The organism is Mesorhizobium sp. M1D.F.Ca.ET.231.01.1.1, assembly GCF_003999155.2.
GTDB lineage: Bacteria > Pseudomonadota > Alphaproteobacteria > Rhizobiales > Rhizobiaceae > Mesorhizobium.
This window is the reverse complement of record NZ_RZOZ02000010.1, coordinates 210,872-234,873: the sequence shown is the minus strand read 5'-3', so window position 1 is coordinate 234,873 and position 24,002 is coordinate 210,872. Positions and strand designations below refer to the sequence as shown.

20 protein-coding genes are annotated in these 24,002 nt (G+C 59.2%); 2 read left to right on the top strand and 18 right to left on the bottom strand.

Going from position 1 to position 24,002, the window contains the following annotated elements; translation table 11 throughout:
- The 9 genes from EN874_RS24715 to iolG form a co-directional block, all read right to left on the bottom strand.
- Positions 1-274: thiamine pyrophosphate-dependent enzyme (locus tag EN874_RS24715; RefSeq protein WP_245513660.1), on the bottom strand; the 274-nt coding region annotated here is incomplete at its 3' end.
- 34 nt (positions 275-308) lie between these two features.
- Positions 309-1,352, bottom strand: coding sequence for an ABC transporter permease (locus EN874_RS24710; protein ID WP_127426773.1), 1,044 nt, complete (start codon positions 1,350-1,352; stop codon positions 309-311).
- Positions 1,349-2,887: a sugar ABC transporter ATP-binding protein gene (locus tag EN874_RS24705; protein WP_127426988.1), complete on the bottom strand. Its 1,539-nt coding sequence runs from the start codon at positions 2,885-2,887 to the stop codon at positions 1,349-1,351. Before EN874_RS24705 ends, EN874_RS24710 begins: the two co-directional genes overlap by 4 nt.
- Positions 2,888-3,124: 237 nt before the next feature.
- Positions 3,125-4,108 carry a LacI family DNA-binding transcriptional regulator gene (locus EN874_RS24700; protein ID WP_127426772.1) on the bottom strand — a complete coding sequence of 328 codons (984 nt, stop codon included), beginning with the start codon at positions 4,106-4,108 and terminating at the stop codon, positions 3,125-3,127.
- Between the two features lie 90 nt (positions 4,109-4,198).
- Complete coding sequence (locus tag EN874_RS24695) at positions 4,199-5,089, bottom strand: sugar phosphate isomerase/epimerase family protein (protein WP_127426771.1); 891 nt, start codon at positions 5,087-5,089, stop codon at positions 4,199-4,201.
- A 68-nt stretch (positions 5,090-5,157) separates the two neighbouring features.
- A complete protein-coding gene (locus EN874_RS24690) occupies positions 5,158-6,321 on the bottom strand; it encodes a Gfo/Idh/MocA family oxidoreductase (protein WP_127426770.1) in 1,164 nt (387 codons plus the stop codon).
- Positions 6,322-6,553: 232 nt separating this feature from the next.
- Positions 6,554-7,600: a cyclase family protein gene (locus EN874_RS24685; RefSeq protein ID WP_348631740.1), complete on the bottom strand. Its 1,047-nt coding sequence runs from the start codon at positions 7,598-7,600 to the stop codon at positions 6,554-6,556.
- Positions 7,601-7,745: 145 nt separating this feature from the next.
- A complete protein-coding gene (locus tag EN874_RS24680; RefSeq protein ID WP_127426769.1) occupies positions 7,746-8,708 on the bottom strand; it encodes a Gfo/Idh/MocA family oxidoreductase in 963 nt (320 codons plus the stop codon).
- Positions 8,709-8,759: 51 nt separating this feature from the next.
- Positions 8,760-9,752 (bottom strand): inositol 2-dehydrogenase, encoded by a 993-nt coding sequence (gene iolG, locus EN874_RS24675; RefSeq protein ID WP_127426768.1) that lies wholly within the window; start codon positions 9,750-9,752, stop codon positions 8,760-8,762.
- A gap of 310 nt (positions 9,753-10,062) precedes the next feature.
- Here iolG and EN874_RS24670 point away from each other — a divergent pair, with 310 nt between their 5' ends.
- Positions 10,063-11,046 carry a LacI family DNA-binding transcriptional regulator gene (locus EN874_RS24670; RefSeq protein ID WP_127426767.1) on the top strand — a complete coding sequence of 328 codons (984 nt, stop codon included), beginning with the start codon at positions 10,063-10,065 and terminating at the stop codon, positions 11,044-11,046.
- A gap of 259 nt (positions 11,047-11,305) precedes the next feature.
- On the opposite strand, the gene EN874_RS24665 is transcribed toward EN874_RS24670, so the two are convergent.
- The 3 genes from EN874_RS24665 to gabT all read right to left on the bottom strand — a co-directional run bounded on the left by EN874_RS24665 (position 11,306) and on the right by gabT (position 15,290).
- Entirely contained in the window at positions 11,306-12,244 is a 939-nt protein-coding gene (locus EN874_RS24665; protein WP_127426766.1) for a substrate-binding domain-containing protein, read from the bottom strand.
- Between the two features lie 303 nt (positions 12,245-12,547).
- A complete protein-coding gene (locus EN874_RS24660) occupies positions 12,548-13,996 on the bottom strand; it encodes an NAD-dependent succinate-semialdehyde dehydrogenase (RefSeq protein WP_127426765.1) in 1,449 nt (482 codons plus the stop codon).
- Positions 13,997-14,003: 7 nt separating this feature from the next.
- Complete coding sequence (gene gabT / locus EN874_RS24655; protein ID WP_127426764.1) at positions 14,004-15,290, bottom strand: 4-aminobutyrate--2-oxoglutarate transaminase; 1,287 nt, start codon at positions 15,288-15,290, stop codon at positions 14,004-14,006.
- A 144-nt stretch (positions 15,291-15,434) separates the two neighbouring features.
- On the opposite strand from gabT, the gene EN874_RS24650 reads away from it, so the two are divergent.
- Positions 15,435-16,364: a LysR substrate-binding domain-containing protein gene (locus tag EN874_RS24650; protein ID WP_245513659.1), complete on the top strand. Its 930-nt coding sequence runs from the start codon at positions 15,435-15,437 to the stop codon at positions 16,362-16,364.
- Between the two features lie 26 nt (positions 16,365-16,390).
- Here EN874_RS24650 and EN874_RS24645 read toward each other — a convergent pair whose 3' ends face one another.
- From EN874_RS24645 to EN874_RS24620, 6 genes are all read right to left on the bottom strand, one after another.
- Positions 16,391-17,470, bottom strand: coding sequence for a GlxA family transcriptional regulator (locus EN874_RS24645; protein ID WP_127426763.1), 1,080 nt, complete (start codon positions 17,468-17,470; stop codon positions 16,391-16,393).
- Between the two features lie 108 nt (positions 17,471-17,578).
- Positions 17,579-20,020, bottom strand: a complete 2,442-nt coding sequence (locus EN874_RS24640; protein WP_127426762.1) for an FAD-dependent oxidoreductase — start codon at positions 20,018-20,020, stop codon at positions 17,579-17,581.
- 188 nt (positions 20,021-20,208) lie between these two features.
- Positions 20,209-21,387 carry an MFS transporter gene (locus tag EN874_RS24635; RefSeq protein ID WP_127426761.1) on the bottom strand — a complete coding sequence of 393 codons (1,179 nt, stop codon included), beginning with the start codon at positions 21,385-21,387 and terminating at the stop codon, positions 20,209-20,211.
- Between the two features lie 67 nt (positions 21,388-21,454).
- Positions 21,455-22,168 (bottom strand): ABC transporter ATP-binding protein, encoded by a 714-nt coding sequence (locus EN874_RS24630; protein ID WP_127426760.1) that lies wholly within the window; start codon positions 22,166-22,168, stop codon positions 21,455-21,457.
- Positions 22,150-22,923, bottom strand: coding sequence for an ATP-binding cassette domain-containing protein (locus tag EN874_RS24625; RefSeq protein WP_210236004.1), 774 nt, complete (start codon positions 22,921-22,923; stop codon positions 22,150-22,152). The genes EN874_RS24630 and EN874_RS24625 overlap by 19 nt, the downstream gene beginning before the upstream one ends.
- A gap of 41 nt (positions 22,924-22,964) precedes the next feature.
- Complete coding sequence (locus EN874_RS24620; RefSeq protein ID WP_168247592.1) at positions 22,965-24,002, bottom strand: branched-chain amino acid ABC transporter permease; 1,038 nt, start codon at positions 24,000-24,002, stop codon at positions 22,965-22,967.

The following is a 24,002-nucleotide window of genomic DNA, read 5'->3' as shown; positions in this document are numbered from 1 at the left end:
CGCGGCCGAACAGCTCCGCCATCATGCTGTCGATGTCGACGCCCTTGGCAATCGAGTGGCCATGGCCGCGATGGGTGGAGGAGATGTAGTCGCCCTCCTGGAGCTGCAGGCACACGCCGACGGCACTTGCCTCCTGCCCGGCATAAAGATGGGTGTTGCCCGGAATGTCGCCGGTCGCCATCTCGGCCATTACCCGTTCCTCGAACCGGCGGATCATCCGCATGGTTCGATACACCTTCAGAAGTTCCTCATGGGACAGTTGCAGAGCTGACATTGGTTCCTCACCGATGATTGTTCAGTAGAAGGGCTTAGGCCCTGGTCTTTCGCGACCGTCGATACTGGTCGATGGCAACGGCCAGGACGATGATCGCGCCCTTGATGACCTCCTGGTAATACGAGCCCACCTTGAGGAAGGTGAAGCCTGACATCATGACGCCAAGGATGATGGTGCCGATCACGGTGCCGGTGATGCGTCCGACGCCCCCTGCAAGCGAGGTACCGCCAATCACGGCCGCGGCGATGGCATCGAGTTCATATCCGGTACCCATCGCGGCCTGCGCCGAGGCTGCTCGTGCCGCGGTCACAACACCAGCAAGCCCCGACAGCAGGCCGCACACAACATAGACCTTGATCAGATGGGCTCCGATATCGATGCCCGACACGCGCGCTGCCTGAGGGTTGGCACCAATGGCGTAGGTGAACTTGCCGTATCGCGTGTATCTCAGGGCAATGTGGCCGAGCACAGCAACGACGAGGAAAATCACCACCGGTAGCGGTAATGGAAAGCCTAGTATGTTGAAGCTTCGACCAAGCCAGGTGAACTCGGGCGTGAGCAGTGCGATCGGCTGGCCATTCGTGTACCATTTCGCCAGGCCTCGTGCCGCCACCATCGTACCCAGCGTCGCGATGAACGGCGGAATGTTCGACTTGGCAACGAGAAGTCCGTTGATGACACCGACCAGGAGGCCGACAAGGAGCCCCGACAGGATCGGCCATATTGGCAAAAGATCGGTGAGCGCCGGATAAATGGCCCGGCTATCGGTGGCCCCTTGCGCCAGCGAAGCCGCCACCATGGCAGCAAGGCCAACGACCGAGCCTGTCGACAGATCGATGCCGCTGGTGATTATGACCTGGGTCATTCCCACCGCGATGATGCCGGTGACCGAGACCTGCAGGATGATGATCGAGAGGCGTTGCTGATTGGCCAGGAACGAGGACCCTACAAAGACCCAGCCAAGCACCTCGAAGATCAGCGCGATCCCGACGAGCACGCCAAGGATCGACACTTCGTTCGAAAGCTTTCGCCGCCTCGGAGCTTTGGCCACGGAAGTGGCGCTCTGTATCAAAGTCATTGTGCTGCCATCTCCATTATCTTGACCTGGTTCGCTTCTGCGCGGTCGAGGATGCCCGACGTGCGGCCCTGACGAACGGTCATGACGCGGTCGCTCATTCCCAGGATCTCGGGCATCTCCGAGGAGATCATGATTACCGCAACGCCTTGCCCGGCCAGGTCTGAGATCATTCGATGAATCTCCGCCTTGGCGCCCACATCGATGCCGCGCGTCGGCTCATCAAGGATCAGGATGCGGGGCTTCGTCAGGAGCCAGCGAGCGATCAGGACCTTCTGCTGATTGCCGCCAGAGAGGTTCAAGATGGGTTCGCCCATGTCGGGCGTCTTGACGCGCAGCGCCTGTGTCATTGCTTCGCAATCGCGTGACAGCCGAGCTTCTTCCACGAAACCGTAGCGGACATAGTCGCTGCACAGCGCCGCCGCCTGAGCGTTTTCCTGGATGTCCAGGAGCAGGAAGCAACCCGTCTCCTTGCGGTCCTCGGTCAGGAACGCCATGCCATGCCGCATCGCGATGGCCGGGGAGGCGACCGAAACCAACTTGCCATCGATTTCGATCGTACCGGACGTTGCCGGCGTGACGCCGAATATCGTCTCGGCGATGTTGGACCGGCCCGCCCCAACAAGACCAGCTATCCCGAGGATTTCGCCGGCCCTCAGATCGAAGCTGATGCCTTCGAAGACACCTTTCAAGGAAAGGTCGCGCACACGCAGCACGACGTCACCGATCGGCACGGTCGCCTTGGGGAACATCTGCGAAATCTCGCGACCGACCATCATGCGGATGATGTCATCGCGCGTCAGCTCGCCGGCGGCTTTCGTCGCGATATATCTGCCGTCGCGAAACACCGAAACCTCGTCGGCGATCTCGAAGAGCTCGTTCATCTTGTGCGTTATGTAGATGATGCCCTTGCCCTGGGCCTTGAGCGAGCGGATGATCTCAAACAAATGCTCGACTTCGCGTTCCGTTAGCGCCGACGTCGGCTCATCCATGATCAAGACATCGGATTCGTAGGAGACCGCCTTGGCGATCTCGACCATCTGGCGATTGGCCACGCTCAGCGTCCCGACCTCGGTTTCGGGATCGATGCGGATATTCAATTGTCCAAACAGTGCCTCGGTCCTGCGCCGAAGTTCACGGTGATCGATGAATCCCAAGGACGTCCTCGGCTCGCGGCGAATCCATATGTTTTCGGCAACTGTCATCGGATTCATCAGGTTGAGTTCCTGATGGATCATGGCAATTCCGTTCTCCAAGGCGTCTAGCGGCGACCTGAGGCGAATTTCCTGGTTGCGCAGTTTGAACGAGCCTGAGTCAGGCGTGTAGATGCCGGCGACGATTTTCATCAACGTGGATTTGCCGGCTCCGTTCTCGCCCATCAGGGCGTGAACCGTGCCGGGCCTCAGACGCAGCTCGACGTTATCGAGAGCAAGCACGCCAGGAAATTCCTTGCGTACACCTGTGACCTCGAGAAGGTATTGCGCGCCCGGGACGGCACGGCTGTCGCGCACAACTTGGATCGTGGATGGGCTAAGCATGACCGGCCTTTCCAACTCCGGGAGAGACGAGTATGGCCGCGAGGCGTCTTAGACCCGCGGAGACTCTGCCATTCCACTATTTCCTGTCATCTGCGGGAAGCATTGGAGTAAAAGGGCAACGCATCGCTCCCAATTCAATATATCTTCCTGGTAATCTCGTTCTCATTTTTGTCTCTCCTCCCAACTGTTCATTCTGGAGCATAGTCAGGGATTCCTTCCCTGGCTATTCTGTCTCTTCTAGGCTGAACGACGTATCTTCAATTCGAATGGCAGGATCACGCTTTGGCGCCGGCCATTTTTACCGGGACCTTCTATCAGTGCCGCAACCGCAGGCCCGAAATCAAAGGCAGGGACTTTGACCGTCGTCAGCCATGGGGCGAGCCACTCATTCAGTCGATTGTCGTCAAAGCCGAAGATGACAAGGTCTTCGGGCACGCGAACATTCAGTTCTGCAGCGGCCCGATAGACGCCGTAGGCAATCATGTCGTTGCCGCAGAACACCGAATACCGGCGGCTTCGGTCAGCGAGAAAGTTCAAAGCCTGGTGGTAACCAGCTTCCATCTTGTAAGAACTTTCAAACTGGAGAATGCTCGGGTTTCCCAGCCCCTCGAGGAAGCCGTCCAGACGCTCAATGCTGCCCGAAAACGGCCGCGGGCCATGGATGGCAACGTAGTTCTGGTAGCCTTGCTGGGAGAAATAGCGCCCGACCGCAACGCCCGCGGCGAAGTTGTCTATTCCAACGTATGGCGCGGTAATGCCCTCGGCTGGTCGACGATTGACAAAAATCAGGTTGTTGCGGCGCAGAGCCATCTCGCGCAGCCGAGGGGTATCGATTGCGCCTTGAAGGATGACAGCGCGCGCACGCAGTCCCTCCGCATCGGCGAGCAGACGATCCTGCTGGTCCGCATTCTCGGAGGCATTGGCGAGCACCATCGAAAGCCCGATGCCGTTGAGAGATTGCTCGACAGACGCCGCTACGTCGGCAGTAAACGGGTTGGTAGCATCCGGCACCAGCATCATCACGACGTTGCTGCGCGCCAGGCGCAAGGAACGCCCGATCTCGGAGGGCGTGTAACCAAGGGCTTGGGCCGCAGTGCGCACGCTTGCCACTGTCTCGGGCGCGATAACGCTCTCCTTGCCGGAGAAGAAGCGCGACACCGTGGCCGTCGACACGCCTGACAGGCGTGCCACGTCGCGGATGGTAGGAGGCTTCTTGGTCATCTCTACGCACTCGACCTCATAGCAATTCGGCATTGCGCTACACGGGTGATCGAGCAGCAATGTCATTGCGGCAGACTGGTCACTCAGCGACTACACATTTGCTGACGAAACACCTTCACCGCTCGGTTTTTTGGCCGACCTGTTGGCGGCATCGACAAGCGGCTTGAGATATTCCAGGGATACGCGTGCGACCCAGTCCGGCTCGATCCCTCGCTGATGGAAGCCGCACTCCATCGACAGGTAGCCGTCGAAGCCGGTCTCATGCAAAGCCTGGATCAATGCTGGAAAGTCGCCCCGCCCCTTGCCTGGCGGAAGACGATTGTTGTCAGAGGCATGGATGTGGACCAGATCCTTGCCCATGGCATAAACGTAGTCGCTCATCACCTCCTTTTCGGTGATGACGTGATGGCTGTCGAACATCAGGCGCACGTTCGACTCGCCAACGTCCTTCATCATGTCAATCGTGTCGTCGCATGTGTTGACGATGTTGCTGTCTTCGGGCGTGGGCTCGATAACGATCTCGACGCCAAGGTCGCTTGAAAACCTGGCAATCTCGCGAATTGCGGCAGCGGCCCAGTCCCAGGCCTGCTTGTAGGTCGTGCCGAAGATATACCACCCCGGCAGGCAGATCAGCCGCTTACCGCCCCAATCGGCAGTGAGCTGGGCCACCTCCTTATAGTGATCGATTGCCCATCGACGCTCTTCTGGTATCGGCGAGGCTACGTTGTTGCCCGGGCCGCCGCCATGGGCCGGCAGCATTGCAGCCAGGGCCATGTCGTAATCCTTAAGCATCTGTGCGATATCTTCCCGGCGCTGCTTGCTCAGTGTCGGGGGAAACACGTGCGGGCTGGCCGCGCCGATCTCGATTGCGTCATAGCCGATCTTCTTGACACGCTTTATGGTCTCTTCGAGCGTGTAGGCTGGCAGCCAGGTGGGATTGCTCGCATAGGGCCATGTATGCATGGCGAGCTTGATCGTCATTTGATGTCCTCCATCTCGGAGCCGCCCGCGCGTACCGTGCAGGCCGATGCTTCGCTTATTCTTGAATGCTAGGCCGCCTGCCGCGGCACCTTTTCCCAGGCGCCGCTTTCACCCGAGGCGAGGATTGCCTCTGCTATGCGCTCGATCTGCACGCCATCTTCGAAGTTCGGCGCGGCCGGCTTCTTTTCTGCGATGGCCTTGAGAAAGTTGTACCACTCGATCGACTTGATATCGATGTAGCCCTGGCCCATGCCGGCGACCGGCCAAAGCAGATCGCCATAAGGCTGGTTGGGTCCCGAATAGATAGTGCGGAAACCAAAGGCATCCTTGGGGTCATCGGCAAACGCAACCCGCAACTCATTGAGACGCTGGTAGTCGAACGCGATCGTGCCGCGCGTGCCAGCGATTTCGAAGCCGAGCTGGTTATGGTGGCCATAGGCATTACGGGTGACTTCGATCGTGCCGAAGACGCCGTTGGTGAACTTGATCATCGTCAGCGCATGATCATCGACATCCACCTTGCCCATTTCCTTGGAAGCCTCGCCCCGCTGGCCGAAGAAATGACCCGCCGGCAGGGGGCGCTCCTGCACAAAGGTCTTCACGATCGAGTTGACCTCGTCAACTTCGCCAACAAGCAGCCTGGCCGCGTCGATGACATGAGTGCCAATGTCACCAAGCGTACCTGACCCCGCCTTTGCCTTGTTGAATCGCCAGGAGAGCGGTGCCTTGGGATCCGCGCCCCAGTCCTGAAGATAATAGCCGCGGAACGTCAGCAATTTGCCGATGCGGCCCTCGTCAATCAGCCGCTTGGCCATCTGGAGGGCGGGAGTGTGCCGGTAATTGTAGGAGACCATCGTCACAACGCCGGTCTTCTTGGCAGCCGCCAACATTTCTTCTGCCTCGGCCACACTCATCGCCATCGGCTTCTCGCACATGACGTGCTTGCCGGCCTTGGCTGCCGCGATGGCGATTGCGGCATGGGTATCATTCGGCGTGCAGATATCAACGATGTCGATGTCGGGGCGCTCCACGACCGCGCGCCAGTTGGTGCTGTACTCGGAAAATCCGTAATTTTTGGCGGCGTCCTTGGCGAGCTTTTCCTCGACGTCGACGATCACCCGGCGCTCGATCTCCACCGGCGCTCCGAACAGCATCGGCACCACCGCCGTGGCGATGGAATGCGCCTTTCCCATGAACCCCGTGCCGATCAACGCAACGTTTAGCTTTTCCAATACCAGTCCCCTGTCTTTCCGGGCGCGATCGCCTGCAGCGATCGGATTTTTTCAGCGACACGTCCTCGGGCGATGTTGGCCAGCGAGAGCCGTGTAAACGTATACATCACACAGACAGGGCTATGTCAACGATTACATTTGCTGCAATGCACGCATGGAAGCAGGCGCTGCGCGCTTCGCAAGCGGTGAGCGGAAAGGCCCTATCCGAGGCAACCAAGCCCGGAAGATTTTTTCAAACCGTGGCGACAGGCGTGAGCGGCGAGCCGAACGAACCAGGCATCCTGAGCGGCGGAGCGGTCAGTAGGAACCGGGACCGGCCATGTGCCTTGAGCCAGGCGTTCAGCGGTGAAAGAAGCCACAGCTCGCCCAGGTGAATGCCAAGTTCGACGATGCAACGACGATGAAGCGGCAATGCCGGGAACCGCTCGCTGCCATCTGCGCTGCTCGTCTGGAAGCCTTCGACGGCAAAGTTGTCGGCAATCAGCGCTGAAATCCCACTTGCGTCTATCCACTTGAGCAGGCGCTCGTCCGAGCCATCCAGCACACAGTGGGATTCGTGGAGCAGTTGAACGTCCAGATTGTCCTTGCGATCGACCACCGCCGTGCTCCATCCGGTGTGAATGCAAAGCATGTCACCCTTCTCAACCGTGACCTTGTCCTGGTCCAGGATCTGCATCAGATCATCATAGCCGACGAATTTGCGATCTGCTCCGAACCGGGAAAAGAGGTCCACCATCACACCGCGGCCCTGCACGCAGGTTTCGGCCATGTTCTCGATGCCGAGTCGACGGGCCCCAGCACCGCCTTTGGCATCCGGCCCCACGATATCGTGACCGCCTCGATATCCGTTGTAGTAAATAACCTCTGCGACACCATCGGCGTCGGCATCGAACTCGTAGCCGATATGTCCAAGCGCATCCCATTGCGTCGAATATTGCGTGTAGAGCGTTACGGCGTCATCGCTGCCGATGTCGTTCCAATCGGGATTGTCGCAGCAGAACGGGAAGTTTACGAAAGGCCGTCCGTCCTTCTTGGCGATCGTGCGCGTGGGAGGAAGCCTGTTTGAAACAAGCAGGTTCCCCCCTGGCAGATCAAGTGGAACGCTGAGGCAAAACGCCCGGCCTTCAATCACTTCCTTGGCTGCGTTGCGCCGGCACTCGGGTGTGATGAGGTTCAGCCGACCAACCTGGTCGTCTTCGCCAAAGTCACCCCAGTTGGCGTTCTGGGGGCGCACTTTCCAACGTCTTGACATAACCAGATCCTCCAAATCGCCGATCAACGACAATGACACCCGAACACCGGTCCAGTCCCTCGACCAAGCGCCGTCGGCATCAATGCTTTCTAACGTGACGCCCACCTTGGCAGTGACGGCAGGTTCCTCCGTTCCGCAAACTGGCGCGTAACGGGATGCACCAGTTGACATATCAGGCGTAGCTGACTTTGATCCGCCGCTTTTTGACCAGCGACAGCCGGGCTGCATCCAGCATTACCGCAGCGTCGTAGGCATCTTCGAGAGTCGACAGCGGCTGTCGCCCCTTTGCGAAGCACTCGTTCACGAAATAGCTCTGCACCTGCACGAAACTGTCCCAGTAGGTCGCGTCATCCCAAAAAGGCAAGACGGGCTCACCGAACTTTGTGACATCCCAAGGGACAACTCCACTGCCCTCCATGCCGATGACCTTGAAGTAGCAAGACCATGGCTCGCGACTGCGATCATCCGCAGCGAAGCTGCCCCAGAGATTTGCGATTTTACCATCCGGATACTCTGCTGTGATCATAAGCTGATCGTGTGCGGTGGGATCTTTGAAATGCACGCTTGTCCCCGTTGCATAGACGTGCTCGGGGCGGCCAAGAAAATAGAGCATGCAGTAGGCATGGTGCACCATCAGCTCGCGCATCGTCAGATCGGGCGCGCCGATGGAGGCATCATGCCGCTTGTTGTAAATCGTCCAGTAGTTGACGATCTTGCCGAGCCGGCCACTATGAATGTGGGCGTGTAGGCGGCGCATGGTCTCGGCATAGACATAGTTATGGGATGGCATGCAGACGCGGCTATTGGCGCTTGCGATCTCGGCGAGTTGGCGGATCTGTGAGGGCTTTTCGCAAAGCGGCTTTTCCAACAGGACATGCTTGCCTGCGATGAGTGCGCGCTTGGCGAACTCGAAATGGGAAGCCGTGCTTGTGGCAATAAGCACGGCGTCGATAGCCTTGTCCGCCAGCAACTCATCGAGGCTGGGGTAGACGAAGCCGCCGAAACGGCTGCAGAACTCGTTGGCCCGTGAGGACGAGCGGTTCCACCCACCGGCGAATATGTCGGGACCAATCTGCTTCAATGCCTGGACATGCAGCTCCGCGACGCGCCCGAGTCCTATGATGCCCATTTTCATCTGCGGTCCCCCCTAGCTTGGCTGGTGCTTTGTGACCGAACCTCATACCGGTCACACCGGTATTTCGATCGGGCGCCCTTCCAGCCGAGACTGCGTGGCGGCATCGGCAATCAGCTGGGCTCTCAAGCCGTCGTGCACATCCGGCCTCGGCTTTCGGCCTGCAAGGAGCGCCTCGACGAAGTGCTGGAGTTCGGCAAGGTATGCAGCATCGAATCGCTCAAGGAAGAACGCTTGCGCCTTCGCGACGGTGAAGCCCCTGCTGGTGGCGCTTTCGATCGAATTTTCCAGCAGGTTGGCCGCGCGCAGCATGCCCTTGGAGCCATGCACCTCCAGCCGTTTGTCATATCCGTAGGTCGCTCTGCGTGAATTGCTGATCTGACAGATCTTGCCAGAAGCCGTTGTGAGTATGACCGCGGCCGTATCGACGTCGCCGACGTCTTTTATCGCAGGATCCACCAAAGTTGATCCGACAGCAAACACCTTTGTCGGTTCTTCTGCGAGCACGAACCGGGCCATGTCGAGGTCATGGATCATCATGTCGCGGAACAGACCACCTGATGCCTTCAAATAAGATACTGGCGGTGGGCCGGGATCACGAGAAATTATGGAAACTGTCTCGACATCTCCGATTTCGCCGTCGGCAACGCGGCGTTGGAGCGCGCCAAAATGCGGGTCGAAGCGCTGGTTGAAGGCGGTCATGAACGGAACGCCGGCATCTTCGACCATCTTGATGCAGATGCGAACCTTCCCCGAGGAAAGATCTACTGCTTTTTCGCAGAAGATTGCCTTACGACCGCCAACTGCCGAGCGGATCATATCGTAATGCGTGTCGGTTGATGTCGCTATGACAACGGCATCGATGTCGGAAGCGGAAACAATGTCCGCTACCTTCCTCACCTCTGCCCCAAAACGTTCGCCGCTGGAGCGCGCTGCTTCGGGCGAAACATCCGCGACTGCGACAAGCCTGGCGTCCGCTATGCGCTGAATGGATTTTGCATGGACCTGGCCAATTCTTCCGCAGCCCAGAATTCCAAACCGCACCATTGAGCAAGCCTCCCATGCCCGCAGGCCGCCGAGCCAGGGTGTCGACTCCCAAGCGCTGGCGATCGTCGCGACCGGGCCGCCCCATGTCGCCCGCTTCTGCAATGTTAACGTTTGCGTCCATTATGTCAACGTTATCATTTCGGTAACCCGCAAGACTCTGGATGGGTCGTTGACGTCATCCCTCGACCGCATTCAAATACGTGCCGCTAAGGAGATTCCCGCCGTGGCGCAAACGCGCGTCGTCGCTATCAACGTATTTGGATGTCGCCAATTTGCGGGCGTCATTTAAGAATCCACAAATAGGCCGGAAATGTCGAAACCACCTACAGTTCACGATGTCGCGCGGCTTTCGGGCGTTTCTACCGCAACGGTATCTCGGTACTTTGGAGGCAAAGCCAGCGCCTTGGCTCCAGAAACACTCGAAAACGTCCGCAAGGCTGCGGAAACGCTCGGGTACACGCCATCCGAGATTGGACGATCGCTCAGGCTTGCGCGAAGTCGCGTTGTCGTCATGGTGGTTCCAGATGCCACCAACACGTTCACGACTGACGTTGCTGCATCCGTAGAGCAGGCGTTGAAGAAATTCGAACTGTCCATGGTACTGGCCAACTCCGCTGAAGATCCCGATCAGCAGGATCGCCTGCTGACGGACGCCCATGGGCTTCGGGCCAGGGCCATTATCTTGCAAGGCGCGATAGACACGCCTCAGCTTCGTACAATGGCTGCGCGTCAGGAAAACATTATTTTTGTAAACCGCCGTCCACCCCTGGGCATGGTTGCGCCTTACGTTGGGGTCGACAACTACGCTGCTGGCCTCTCGGTTGGCCGATACTTCATCGAGCAAGGCTATGCAAACTGCGGGGTTATCTCTGGACCCCAGCACTATTCCGGCAGCAGCGAGCGCCTGGACGGTTTCCTGGCCGGCCTGGGGAAGAGGAAGCCGGCGTTCCAGCTTGAAAGCCCGTTCACGATGGAGGGTGGTTACCAATGTGGCCAGAAGCTCCTCAGCGGCCGCCGCCGGCGTTATGCAGTATTTTGCGGTAACGACATGATCGCCTACGGCTTACACCGCGCGGCGCTGGAGCACGGCCTCGATATACCGCGAGATCTCGTCATTTTTGGTTTTGACGACAACAGGATGAACGACTGGCTGGCTCCTTGGTTGTCCACCGTGCAAGTGTCGGCCGCCGACTTTGGACCGGCGATCGCCAATCTGATCGGCTCGCCCTCGCCGCAGGATAAAGGCGCAAGTCTCATTTTGCCATTTCAGCTGAAGCTTCGAGCATCGGCTTGAGGCACGGATACCCCTCCGCCACGAGGACCGCTAGCTCGTTGGAACCCGTCTTGGGCGCAGGCCTCACCGACGCCGTGCATCAAGCTACTGTTTGCGCGACAGGTCCGGCGACCTCAAAGCCATGCAACTCAGTGCCGTGGCGACGTCGCGCGCAGCCCGCGAAAGGCGGCGCGCGACGTCACTACCGATCAGGTTGGCTAGCCGCAGACGTCCCATTAGACGCAACGGGATCGGCTGCCGCGTTCCTTCATTCCAAGTTTTAGTTCTTGCTCAGGTACTTCTCTACGTTGGCGGGGTTCACGAGCTCGAAAGGAATCCACACCGGCGATGGGACCTTCTCGCCCTTGGCAAGTTTGATAGCCGCATCCACCGAACCCGCACCCTGGCCGATAGCATCCTGGAAGACGCTGACGTCGAGATCACCACTTTGCATATAGTGCATGGCTTCCTGGGTGGCATCGATGCCGCCGACAACGACGTCCTTCATATCCCAGCCGGCAGCCTTCATGGAATTGATCGCGCCGAGAGCCATTTCGTCGTTGTTGGCGATAACTGCCGCCGGCTTGTAGCCAGCCGTAATCCAATTGCTCATCAAGTCCTGAGCCTTGACCGGATCCCAGTTCGCGGTCTGCTCGTCGATGACCTTCATGAAGTTGCAATCGGGCGTGGCAATAACATCGTGAATGGCCTTGGTGCGCATAACTGCGGCGTGCTGGGCCAAAAGACCTTGAATGATAAGAATTCCTGCGTCCTGCGTCTTTCCCTGTTCCTTCAGGGTACGGCAAATCTCTTTTGTCTCAATCGTTCCTGCCTCGATCTCGGCAGATCCGATAAACGCCGCCTTGGGACCAAGGACCTGAAGATCATCGGGGGTGTTGTTGACATAGACCAGAGGAATGCCCGCATCGGCTGCCATCTTTGTAATCGTCGGCGAAACGGAACTCTCAACCACGTTCACAATAATGGCGTCCACCTTCGCCGCGATGAAATTCTGAATTTGCGACAGCTGCTTGTTCACATCCGCTTCGGCAAACTCGATCTGCAGCGACTGATTGGTCTTGGCTGCCTCGCTCTTCATTCCCTCTACCATCACGGCCAGAAACGAGTCCGTGTGAGAAATGGCCACGCCAATGTCGCCAGCCAATGCGGGCGTCGCGCCGAGGACCATCGCCGCAGCTCCGATAATCAATTTCTTCATGTTTCTCTCTCCCCTTCGCGGGGTGTCCGGTGGCACCCAAGGTAAATCCGGATGTCCCCAAAATGGGGACGTTACATGCCGTGAGGACCAGGGTCCGCCGAGGCCAGCGGCCACCGAGGTGCCCATAAGGAGACATGTTAACGTATACAACACGGAGATGTGATCGATGTCAACGATTACATATCGCCAAACGAACACCCGCCTTTTGGATCCTCCCAGAGGATCGTCCCGTCAGGCTGTGAAAGAATTCTGCGGGGTGACGGCGCCACCCGGCGGAGGCCCGCCACGCACGCAAGGCACCTCCTACAGGGAAACGGCTAGGCAGGCGTATTTCAATTCCAGGAATTCCGCCATGCCGTGATGCGAGCCCTCGCGGGAATTGCCGCTTTCCTTGATTCCACCGAAAGGAGCCAGTTCGGTCGAGATCAAGCCGGTGTTGACGCCGACCATGCCATATTCCAGTCGCTCCATCACTCGGAAGATTCGAGACGCGTCGCGTGAATAGAAATAGGCGGCAAGACCGGTTTCGGCAGCGTTGGCAGCTTCAATCACTTCATCTTCGTGCTCGAAGCTGAACACCGCTGCCACTGGCCCGAAGGTCTCTTCTCGAGCCACTGCCATCACATCGGTCATACCGGTCAGCACGGTCGGCTCAAAGAATGTCCGGCCGCGCGCATGTCGCTTGCCGCCAAGCTTCACCACTGCACCCTGGGCCACAGCATCGGCAATGTGGCACTCAACCTTCAGTACAGCCTCCTCGGTGATGAGAGGCCCTTGAGTGACGCCCTTGTCGAAGCCATCGCCGACGATGAGTTCTTTGACCCCGTCGACAAGTCGTTCCACGAACGCATCGTGTATGCCCGACTGTACATAGATCCGATTTGTGCAGACACAGGTCTGACCCATGTTGCGGAATTTCGACTGGATTGCGCCGGTGACCGCCGCATCGAGGTCGGCGTCGTCGAAGACGATGAAGGGAGCATTCCCGCCAAGCTCCAAGGCAACTTTCTTCAACGTCCCTGTCGACTGACGAGCCAACAGCTTGCCGATCTCGGTCGAGCCGGTGAAACCGACCACGCGCACTTTGGGATGCGAGGTAAGGACGCCACCTATGGCGACGGCGTCACCAGTGATGACATTGAAGACGCCGGCCGGAAACCCGGCACGGCTGGCAAGCTCGGCAAGCGCAAGGGCTGTCAGCGGCGTTTCGGGCGCTGGCTTCACCACCACCGGACAGCCAGCGGCCAGAGCTGGCGCGACCTTTCGGGTGATCATGGCCGCCGGGAAGTTCCACGGGGTTATTGCGGCGACCACACCGATCGGCTGGCGCAACACGAACAGCCTCGCATCGACACGATGAGACGACAATATCTCGCCTGCGACGCGTTTAGCTTCTTCGGCGTAGAATTCGACATAAGATGCCGCATAGTCGATCTCACCCAGAGCTTCGTCCAAGGGCTTGCCCTGCTCACCGGTAAGGATGGCGGCAAGATCGGCGCGGTTGGCAATGATGAGGTCGTACCAGCGGTTCAGGATTTTGCCACGCTCCTTGCCTGTGAGCCCGGCCCAAGGGCGAAATGCGGCTGCCGCCGCCTCAACGGCAGCGGCTGCTTCCTCCGCGCCGAAATTCGGCACCAGGCCAATCATTTCCCCCGTTGCCGGGTTGAAGACTGGAAGTTCTCCGGTACCGACAAACTGTCCGTTCAAAAACGCCTGGGACTTCAGCAGGTCCTTATTCAATCGGTCCAACATAGGCGTCCTACACGTTGGCTACAGCCAGCGCTCGCTCCAGCCTGGCAAGCCCCTCCTCCAGTACGGCGTCGGAGACGTTGAGCGGCACCAGGATGCGGATGGTGTTGCCGTGCACGCCGCAGGAAAGCAAAACCAGCCCATCAGCAATCGCTGCCTGGACCACTCGCTTGGTGGCATCCGCGTTCGGCTCGCTGCCGCCTCGCGACTTGACGATATCGAAGGCCACCATCGCGCCCGGCCCGCGCAGACCGGCGATCGCCACTGTGTCATTGCGCTGGGCGGCGCGGCTTACAGCCGCCTTGATCTTTGCCCCGACCACATTGGCGCGCTCGACCAGCTTCTCCTCAAAGATCACGTCGAGGACGGCGAGCGCTGCCGCGCAGGCAACGGGGCTACCAGCATAGGTGCCCCCCAACCCACCGGCCTCGGCTGCGTCCATGATAGCAGCCTTGCCCACCACGGCCGACAGCGGAAAGCCTCCGGCCAGCGACTTCGCCACGGTGATCAGGTCCGGTTCGATGGTGGTGTTTTCGATGCCGAACATCTTGCCCGTGCGCGCAAAGCCTGTCTGAACCTCATCGGCTATCAGCACGATGCCGTGCTGATCGCAAATCCTGCGCAGCTCTTCGAGAAGCTCGTTCGGGGCAGGATGGAAACCGCCTTCGCCCTGTACCGGCTCGATGATAATGGCGGCAACCTCACTGGGTTCGATATCGGCGCGGAAGAGAAACTCCAAAGCACGCAACGTCTCTGCAACAGACACGCCGTGCTCTGGTGCTGGAAAGGGCACATGGTAAACGCCTGCGACACCGGGCCCGAACTTTTTGCGATAGGGCGCCACCTTGCCGGTCAGCGACATCGCAAGCATCGTGCGGCCGTGGAATGCTCCCGTGAAGGCAATGACACCTGAACGGCCGGTATGCGCCTTGGCGATCTTGATGGCGTTCTCGACCGCCTCTGCCCCGGTGGAGAACAGGATGGTCTTGGCATCGCCATGGAAAGGCGCAAGCTCATTGAGCCGCTCAGCAAGTTCGATATAGGGTTCGTAGGGCAGCACCTGAAAAGCGGTATGGGTATATTTGTCGAGTTGCTCGCGAACCGCGGCAAGAACTTTGGGGTGCCGGTGGCCGGTATTTAGGACAGCGATGCCCCCGGCGAAATCGATATAGCGCCTGCCTTCAACGTCCCAAACCTCTGAGCCCTCGGCGCGATCGGCAAAAATTGGAAATGCGTTTCCAACACCGCGTGGCACGGCTGACAATCGCCTTTGCTGCAGCGAAGTGTTGCTCGTCATCTGGCACTCCTGGGAATGAAAATCTCGGCGAAGATTACGACGCCGCGCAGGTTGCCAGGTATCTGATTATCTTGCCCAGAGCGGTGCTATTTTGTACCCATGTGGGTGCCAAGATTGCCGGCCGAACGTCAATCGAATTAAGGTTTGGATCTGATTGCCATGCGCCCCATCCATCGACCAGCAACGCGCCTTCCGCCGCTTGCAATGGTAAGGGCCTTCGAGGCGGCGGCGCGCACCGGCAGCATGCGCAAGGCAGGGCAGGACATCGGATTGAGCCACACCGTGATCAGCCGGCACGTCAAGAACCTTGAGGCATGGCTCGGGACGAAACTCGTTCTGGCTGGCCCACGAGGGATTTCGCTTACTCACGACGGGCAACAATTCGAAAGCGCCGTATCGCAGGCTTTCAATCTGATCTGTGGTGCAGCGGATAATCTGCGCGCCGCCACTCGGAAAGGCACTCTGCGTATCTGGTGCATGCCGGGCCTCGCCACCAGATGGCTTACGCCGCGGCTCTCACAGATAGAGAGCTTGATGCCACAGGTCGAAATCGTGCTGCGCGCCTCGGACAAGGCGCCGAACCTTGAACAATCGGAGGCGGATGTCATGATCGGTTTTGGCGATCTCGACGAGCTTCCCTCAGATGCTGTCGCGATTGCCCATCCCAGGATGTTCCCGGTAGCCAGCCCTATCTGGGTGGCAGACAATCCGGGCGTGCGCTCGCCGGGAGATCTTTCCCGCGTACCCTTGATCCATGAGGAAGACCGGCAGCAATGGCTGGCATGGTTCAAGGCAATCGGGCACGATCCCGGCCATCTCCTTGCAGGTCCCAGGCTCTGGAACGCCAATCTTGGACTTGACGCTGCCCTCGCTGGTCAGGGCGTTGCCTTGGCGACGCCATTGAACGCCGGCGCTGACATTGCTGCCGGGCGCCTGGTGGAACTTTTCGCAACCGATGTCAGGCTCGGCGGCTATTACATTCGAGCGTTGCCTAAGCGCTGGCGCGAGCGAAACTTATCTGCCTTCCGGACTTGGATCGAGACCAACCTGAAGGAGAGCTTGCCCGAGGTCTGATTGCGCCTCCTAGGCGGTGTTGCTGGTCAGGTCGGGATGCTGCGCCCCATCATCGTCGCCCGAAGTCTGCTCGGCAGCGTGCGGAAATGGTCCTTGAAGCTCTTGGTGAAATGCGACGAGGAGAGGTATCCACAGGCCACGGCGATATCGAGGATCGGCATATTGGTTGTTTCGAGAAGCTGCTTTGCTTTCTCTAGCCGGATCGACATGTAGTATCTACGTGGCGTGGTGTTCAGGTGCTTTTCGAAGAGGCGCTCGACTTGGCGTCGCGACAGCGATGCCCTGCGGGCCATTTCGTCGAGCGGGAGCGGATCTTCGGTGTTTTTCTCCATCAGATTGACCACTTGGAGCAGCTTGACCGCTGCCCCCGTGAACCTCAGGCCTAAAGGTATCGACTGGCAACTTTCTCCGCTTCGCCATCTGTCGGCGATCAAGCGCTCGCAGATCCGGTGTGCGAGATCGCTTCCGAACCGATTCTCCACGATCTCTGCTGCAAGATCGAACGCAGCGAACTCGCCCGCGCACGTTGTGATGTTCCCATCACGTACAAACAAGGCGTCCTCCGCGGTCTCGTCCTGGAACGTCTCCGACAGCGCAGCCAGCTTGGTCCAGTGGATGGTGCGTCGGACTCCGTCGCGAAGAACCCCCGCTTCCGCCAACAGCCAAGCCGCCGTACCTATGGCATAGATTGCCACGTTGCTGCGGGCTTGCCTGCGCAAGAATGCGATCAGTCGCCGCGAAGATTGACCTTCGATGTGATCGCCGCCAAAAAGCACAAGGGCGGATTTCCGCTCATCTTCGCAGCTGTCAAGGTTCGCGCCTACTTCGACGGCTATCCCGCTCGAGCTCGCAACGGGGCTGCCTCTGAGGCCAAAGGTTTGCCATTCGAAAAGCCTGTCGTGCGTCACCGCATTGGCGCAGCGCAGGGGGTCGACGAAGGAAGACAGACTAAGATGCGAGAAGCCGGGCAGTAGAAGCAGACGCAACCTTATCGTGTCTTTGCAGGTTGCGCCGACCTCACCTGTTCCGCGAGAGCGAAAGCGCGCGGCGACTGGAGCATGAGGTGCTTGGTCCGCGCGCGCCTCGCAATCGTCAAGAACGTTCATCGCCGGAAGACCATGTTATGCCAGACCGCTGCGCTTATGTCTGCTGATGGTGATTGTAACGCTTCTTCAGCGATGCAGCTGCGGAGAATAACGCTCGAAGCGGGTTGCCTACAGGCGAAGGCGCGTGTTGTCGGGATCGTAAAAAGGCCGCGCCTGGCAGATGGCTCTGTGGCGAATGCCCGCGAGCTCGACTTCGAAGCACCCCTCAGAAAGCCACGGCTTCCAGTCGGGGCCAGGCAAGTCCACATAACCTTGAGCCACCGAGCTGCCGAGTGAATACCCATAGGCGGCGGAGGTTGTCCTTCCCACGATCTTGCCATCACGCAAGATTGGCTCGTCATGCAAAAGAATGGGTCCGGCATCTTCCAGGCGCAGGAACACCACGCGCCGCTTGACCCCTTTGGCCTTCTGCCTTTCCAGCGCGGCACGACCGATGAAGTCGCTGTCCTTCCTGAAAGACACCGCGAAACCAAGACCTGCTTCCAATGGCGTGTCGCCGGGCGTCACGTCATGGCCGAAATGGCGATAGCCTTTCTCACTGCGCAGCGAATCCAGCGCATGATAGCCAGCCAGGCGAAGACCCACATGCTCCCCCTCCTTGACCAGTAAGTCGAAGACTGGCCCAGCAAACTCCGTTGGCAGGTAGATCTCCCACCCGAGCTCGCCGACGTAAGTCACCCGCAGGGCGTATGCTTTCGCATAGCCGATTTCGATTTCCTGCGCGGTGCCGAACGGGAACGCCTCATTAGAGAAATCGGCGCTTGACACCGCCTCAAGAAGCTGGCGCGAACGTGGGCCCATGACTGACAGAACTGCAAAGCCTGATGTCACATCGGTAACTGTAACACGAGCTTCTTCCCGCAGATTGCGCTTCACCCAGTTCATGTCCTGGGCCTGGCTCGCGGCAGCTGTCACCATCATGTACCGATCTTTGGAAAGCCGGGTGAATGTGACGTCTGCAACGATGCCGCCGCGCGAATTCAGCATTTGCGTATAGACGATCTTGTTGGTGGCGACCGCCATGTCGTTGGCGCAGATCCGCTGGAGCTCGCCTTCCGCATCTGGTCCTTCTATGAAGGTCTTGCCGAATGAAGACAGATCAAACAGTGCCACCGCTTCGCGCGCCGCGCGGTGTTCTTCGCCGACGACTTCAAACCAATTCTGCCTTCCATAGGAATAAACGTATTCGGCAGGGCTGCCCTCAGGGGCAAACCAGTTGGCCCTCTCCCAGCCTGCCGCCGTCCCAAACACCGCGTTCCGAGCCTTGAGCCGCGCAAACAGCGGCGTCTCACGAACCGGCCGCGCCGTCTCGAACTGACGGTGCGGCCAGTGCATGGCATACAAGAGCCCAAGGCTTTCGGAAATGCGCTCGTGCAGATACTTGCGGTTGCCCTGGAAGGTGTGAAAGCGCGCGATGTCTACCTCGGACAGGTCGATTGTAGGCTCGCCGGCGACGATCCATTCCGAGAGCGCTTTGCCGACGCCGGCTGCGCTGAGAATACCTTGCGAGTTGAAGCCTGCGGCGACATAAAACCCCCTGACTTCCGGCGCTTCACCGAGGATGAACTTGTTGTCGGGAGTGAAGCTCTCGGGTCCATTCATGAAGTGACGGATGCCGACGGATTGCAGGAGTGGAACCACTTCCATTGCCTTTGACATGGGCAATTCGAACTGTGCCCAATCCTCGGGCAGCTCACCGAACTCGAACCTGTCGGGCAGGCTCGCCATCGGCAGCGATTTCGCGAGCGGCTCGAAGGCGCCGACCAAGAGCTTTCCGGCGTCCTCCTTGATGTAGAGATAGCCATCGGTATCGCGCAAAACGGGCAGATCCCTTGGTATCGCCGCATCAGCTTGCGTGGTCACGTACATATGCTCGGCCGCGTAGAGCGGCACGTTGACCCCCGCCAGCCTGCCAAGGTCACGCGACCAGGCGCCTGCGCACAGGACAGCCACCTGGCATCTGACCGTGCCCTGGTCTGTAACGACGCCCTTGATCCTATCCTTTTCGATCTCGAAGCCGGTAACGGAGACGTTTTCGAAGATCTGGGCTCCGCCGTTGCGGGCGCCCTTCGCCAGCGCCTGGGTCGAATCGACGGGATTGGTTTGACCGTCACCTGGAATGAAGGCGCCTCCGACGATGTGACTCTCGTCAAGCAGTGGGTAGCGTTGCTTGACCTCTCGCGGCGACAACATATGCGCTTCCACGCCGAAGCTCTTCCCAAGCGACACGAGGCGGGAGATCTCAATCAAGCGATCTGCCGTTCGGGCGATTGGCAGACTGCCTGTGCGGCGAAAGCCGGTGTCCTGACCTGTCTCGCTTTTCAACTCGTCGAACAGGCGTGTTCCGTAGCGGCAGAGTTCGGTCATGGTGTGAGTGGTGCGCAGTTGCATGACCAATCCAGCTGCATGCCACGTCGTGCCGCAGGTCAGTTGGCCTCGCTCGAGCAGCACCACATCACGCCATCCGAGCTTGGTCAGGTGATACGCGATGCTGACCCCAATGATACCGCCACCGACGATGACGACCTGAGCCTGATCGGGAAGAGTCATTTGTGCCACCTCGCAACGGCGTCATCAACGGCGCCTAGGGTCCGGGATCGACCAACCGAAAGTATCGCATCCCGCATAAACTCGTCAATAGAGTTATAGACTTTTTAAACTCGGCGCTATGCCTTCGATGGGACGCGCCGGCATCCAGACGCTCCCAACCCGGCAAGCTGGCGAACCTGCCCGCGCATTCACCGTGACGTTTTAAGGTTCAACGTAAGGACCGCCGAAACAGCGCAGGCGGCCATACCCACCAGGATGGCTACCCGATAGCCGCCGAAAGCGTCGTAGAGAACCCCTGACCCCCAAGGCGCGACCAGCCCGGCAATTCCATAGGAAACTATCAGCCTGCCGTAGATTTCTCCAATTTTTTCAGCGCCATATAGCTCACCAACCAGTGTCGGCATCAGCGACGCGGAAGAGCCGAATGCGACACCAACGCAGGCGGCGCCCAGCATCCCAAACGATGGCGTTCCCCCATAAAGGAATGCGAGCCCGGCAGCCGTCATGGCATTCGCGAGAAGGAGCGCATTTCTGCCGCCCAGCCGTCGCACCGCCTGGCCTCCGAACAGCGAACCGGCGAGGTAGCCAGATGTCAGAATCGAGAGGCCGTAGCTGACAATGCCATCCATGCCGAGAGACGACAGTATCCCAGCCAATTGCGAAACCGTCATCAACCCTACAAGGCAGATACAGAGAAAAATTAGTGCCAGCTTGAGAAAGGTGCAATCTGAGGCGATGGCAGAAGCTGGTGATTTGCGACTGCTTTCAAAGCCTGATCGGTTCGCGTGTCCCTCGCCAAGAAGAGCGGTGGCGCTTATTCCGGTCGCCAGTATCGCCATGGCCAGGCAGCCGAAGACGAAGGCCACGTTGCGAGGCTCGACCCTGTTGGCCAATGCAAACGGCATCACAATGCCGCTCGATGCAAATGCCGCCATCGCAACGCCGATGGCTAGCGGTCGTTTCTGCGGCGAAAAGGTCGACACGAGCGCAAGGGCCAGCCCATACCCCAAGCCCGAACCCACGCCAAAGAGACCGCCATAGCCAACAAGCAGTGACCAGTAGCAAGGCATTGCCGCAAACAAGAAAAACCCGCCTCCCGCGAGCGCAAATGCGACGACGGAGAGGTTCATGCCACCCAGTGCCTGAAGCAGGCGATCATGCCAGGCCATGCCTGCCGTGAAGCAGATCAAGGCAACCGTTGGAACGGAACTCAACTCCGTCCGGGAAATTTCGAGGTAACCCTGCAGGGGCAGCAGGAAGACGCCCCAAGCATAGATCGCGCCCATGGCAATATTGATCAGGACTGCCGCGGACAGTCGGCGCATGGCGTGATTTCGTTGCGTGACAGCGCTCAATTGATCGGCCATTGAAATCCTCCCTCCGGGTCTCGCAAGATGCCGAATTGCGGCGCTGGGTCCGCTGTTCACGAGCCGCTCAGACTCCCAAATAAGTCTCCATCAACTCCCGCCGACTGCTCAGTTCGCCAGGGTCGCCGCTCCAGACGATATGCCCGTGGCTCATCATGCTTAGACAGTCGGCCACCGAGGCGATGCGGTTCACATTCTCTTCTACGATGAGGATCGACAGTCCCATTTGGCGCAATCTGTGGATTGCCTCGTAGATGGCCTCGATGATGATCGGCGCGAGGCCAAGCGACGGCTCGTCCAGCATGAGCAATTTCGCCTCGGCCATCATCAGACCGCGCCCGATGCCTAGCATGCGCCGCTCCCCGCCCGACAGCGAATTGGCCGTCTGCCCCGATCGTTCCTTCAGCTTGGGAAACAGTTCGTAGACGAGATCCAGCCGCGACCTGGTCTGTCCCGGCAAGGGGTTGGTGTAGCCCCCAACGAGTAGGTTCTCAAAAACCGACATGTCCTTGTAAACCAGATCACCCTGCGGCACATGCACGATGCCGCGCAGGGCAATTTTCTCGGCAGCCAGCCCGTCGATTGCGTGTCCGTCGAAACGGACTATTCCACGCTGTCGCGGCAAAAGCCCCGAGATCGCTCGCAGAAGGGTGGTTTTGCCGTGGCCATTCGGTCCCACCAAGCCAAAGACTTCTCCTTGGGGAATGCGCAGCGAAACGTCTTCGATTACGTCGCCGCCGCCATAGGAGGCCGACAGTCTTTCTATCTCGAGAACCGCCATCTCAAAGCTTCTCCGTCGGCTGCCCTGACAGCTCGCGCGCCTGCGGATCCGAGATAGACCTCGACCACCTGCTCGTCCTCGGCGAGCCCGCTCGCGGGGCCCTGATAGAGCTTGCGGCCGTGATGCAGGATTAGCACATTGTCAGCGATCGCGGTCATGAAGCTCATGACGTGCTCGATCAGGACGATCGTGATTCCATGGAAGTCGCGCAAACGGCAAAAAACGGCGGCACAAAGGTCAATTTCCCGCGCGTTCAGACCACCGACAGGCTCGTCGAGCAGCAACAGCTTGGGGCGGCTGGCGATGGCACAGGCGGTCATCAGAAGTTTTCTCTGCAAGACCGACAGAGCCGAGGCGGTCGTATTGGCCGCTTCCTGGAGACCGGTGACCTCCATCGCCTCGTCGGCTTGCACCTTGGAAGCTCTATCGAACCGGATTGATGGAATGATCCGGTTTCGCGTGCCGAAATATGCGCAGCTCTCCAGATTCTCGCGGACCGTCATGGTGTCGAAGACAGCGTTGAGCTGAAACGTTCGGGCAATGCCGAGATGACAGATTTCCGGCGCCGATCGGTCAGAAATTTCGTGCCCGTCAAATACGATCCGGCCGTTTGTCGGCTTTGAAACGCCGGAGATGGTGTCAAAAAGGGTGGTCTTGCCAGCGCCGTTCGGGCCACCGATGCCAAGAACCTCGCCCTGCCGTACATGGAAGGTCAGATCGCTTACGGCGGCCATGGCGCCGTAGCGCTTGGTCAAACCTTCCACTCGCAGTATAGGCGCCTCGTTGATTGATTGTGTCATGATCGTACTGACCTGCGATTGCGCATACCCGTCAGACTGTCGACCAGGGGCGTCCAAACCCTCGAGAACCGGCCAAGGCGACCGGCCAGCCCCTCTGGCGCGAAAACCAACACGACCATCAAGACCACGGCAAAGGCCGTGTTTCGCCACTGCGCAAGATCGCGGAACGATTCATCGATGGTCGCCAATGCGATGGTCCCCAGGATCGGACCCCAGATACGTCCGCGCCCTCCGACGATCATCATTGACAATAAAAAGAGCAGTGTCGGCAATTCCAGCACCTGTGGCCCGAAGGTCTTCATCGTGCCTGCGTAAACGCCGCCTGCGAGGCCGGTGAAAAAGCCGGCGACCGCGAATACGACCAGCTGATATTTTGCAACGTCGATGCCGCGCGCGGCCGCACACACTTCGTTGTCGCGCATCGCCTGAAAGGCCCTACCGTAAGGGCTGCGGACAATCACGATGGCGACGAGCGTCCCCAGGGCGAGACAGGCAAGTGCGAGCATATACTCGGCGGTCGCCACATGTTTGTAACCGACCAGCTTGGTAAAGCCGAAATCGCCAAACCGCGACAGTCCCCTCGCGCCACCGGTCAGCGAATAGCAGGCGATCTCGACTTTGCGGAAACAGGCAACATCTGTGACGATGAGTTGATATATGACCATCGCGACGGCCAGCGTCACGACGACGACATACGCGCCTCTGAGCCTCAGCGTTGCTCCTCCCATCAGAAGGCTGACTGCCGTTCCTGCCAGGCCGGCAATTGGCAGCGACCACCAAGGCGAGATCGAAAAGTAAAGCCCCAGCAGCGCGACCGCATACCCACCTGCTGCAAACAGAGCCATTTGTCCTATCGACAGGATCCCGGCGACACCGAGGACCAAATTCCACTGCGTCACGACCGCCGCCCATATCGCGAATAGGGTGGCCTGCCCGAGCACATAGCTGCCGGGGGCGACAAGCGGAAGCAATGCCAGCCCTGCAAAGACTGCTATCGCGATCAGAATGTCCGTTTGGAGCCGATCTCGAGACAT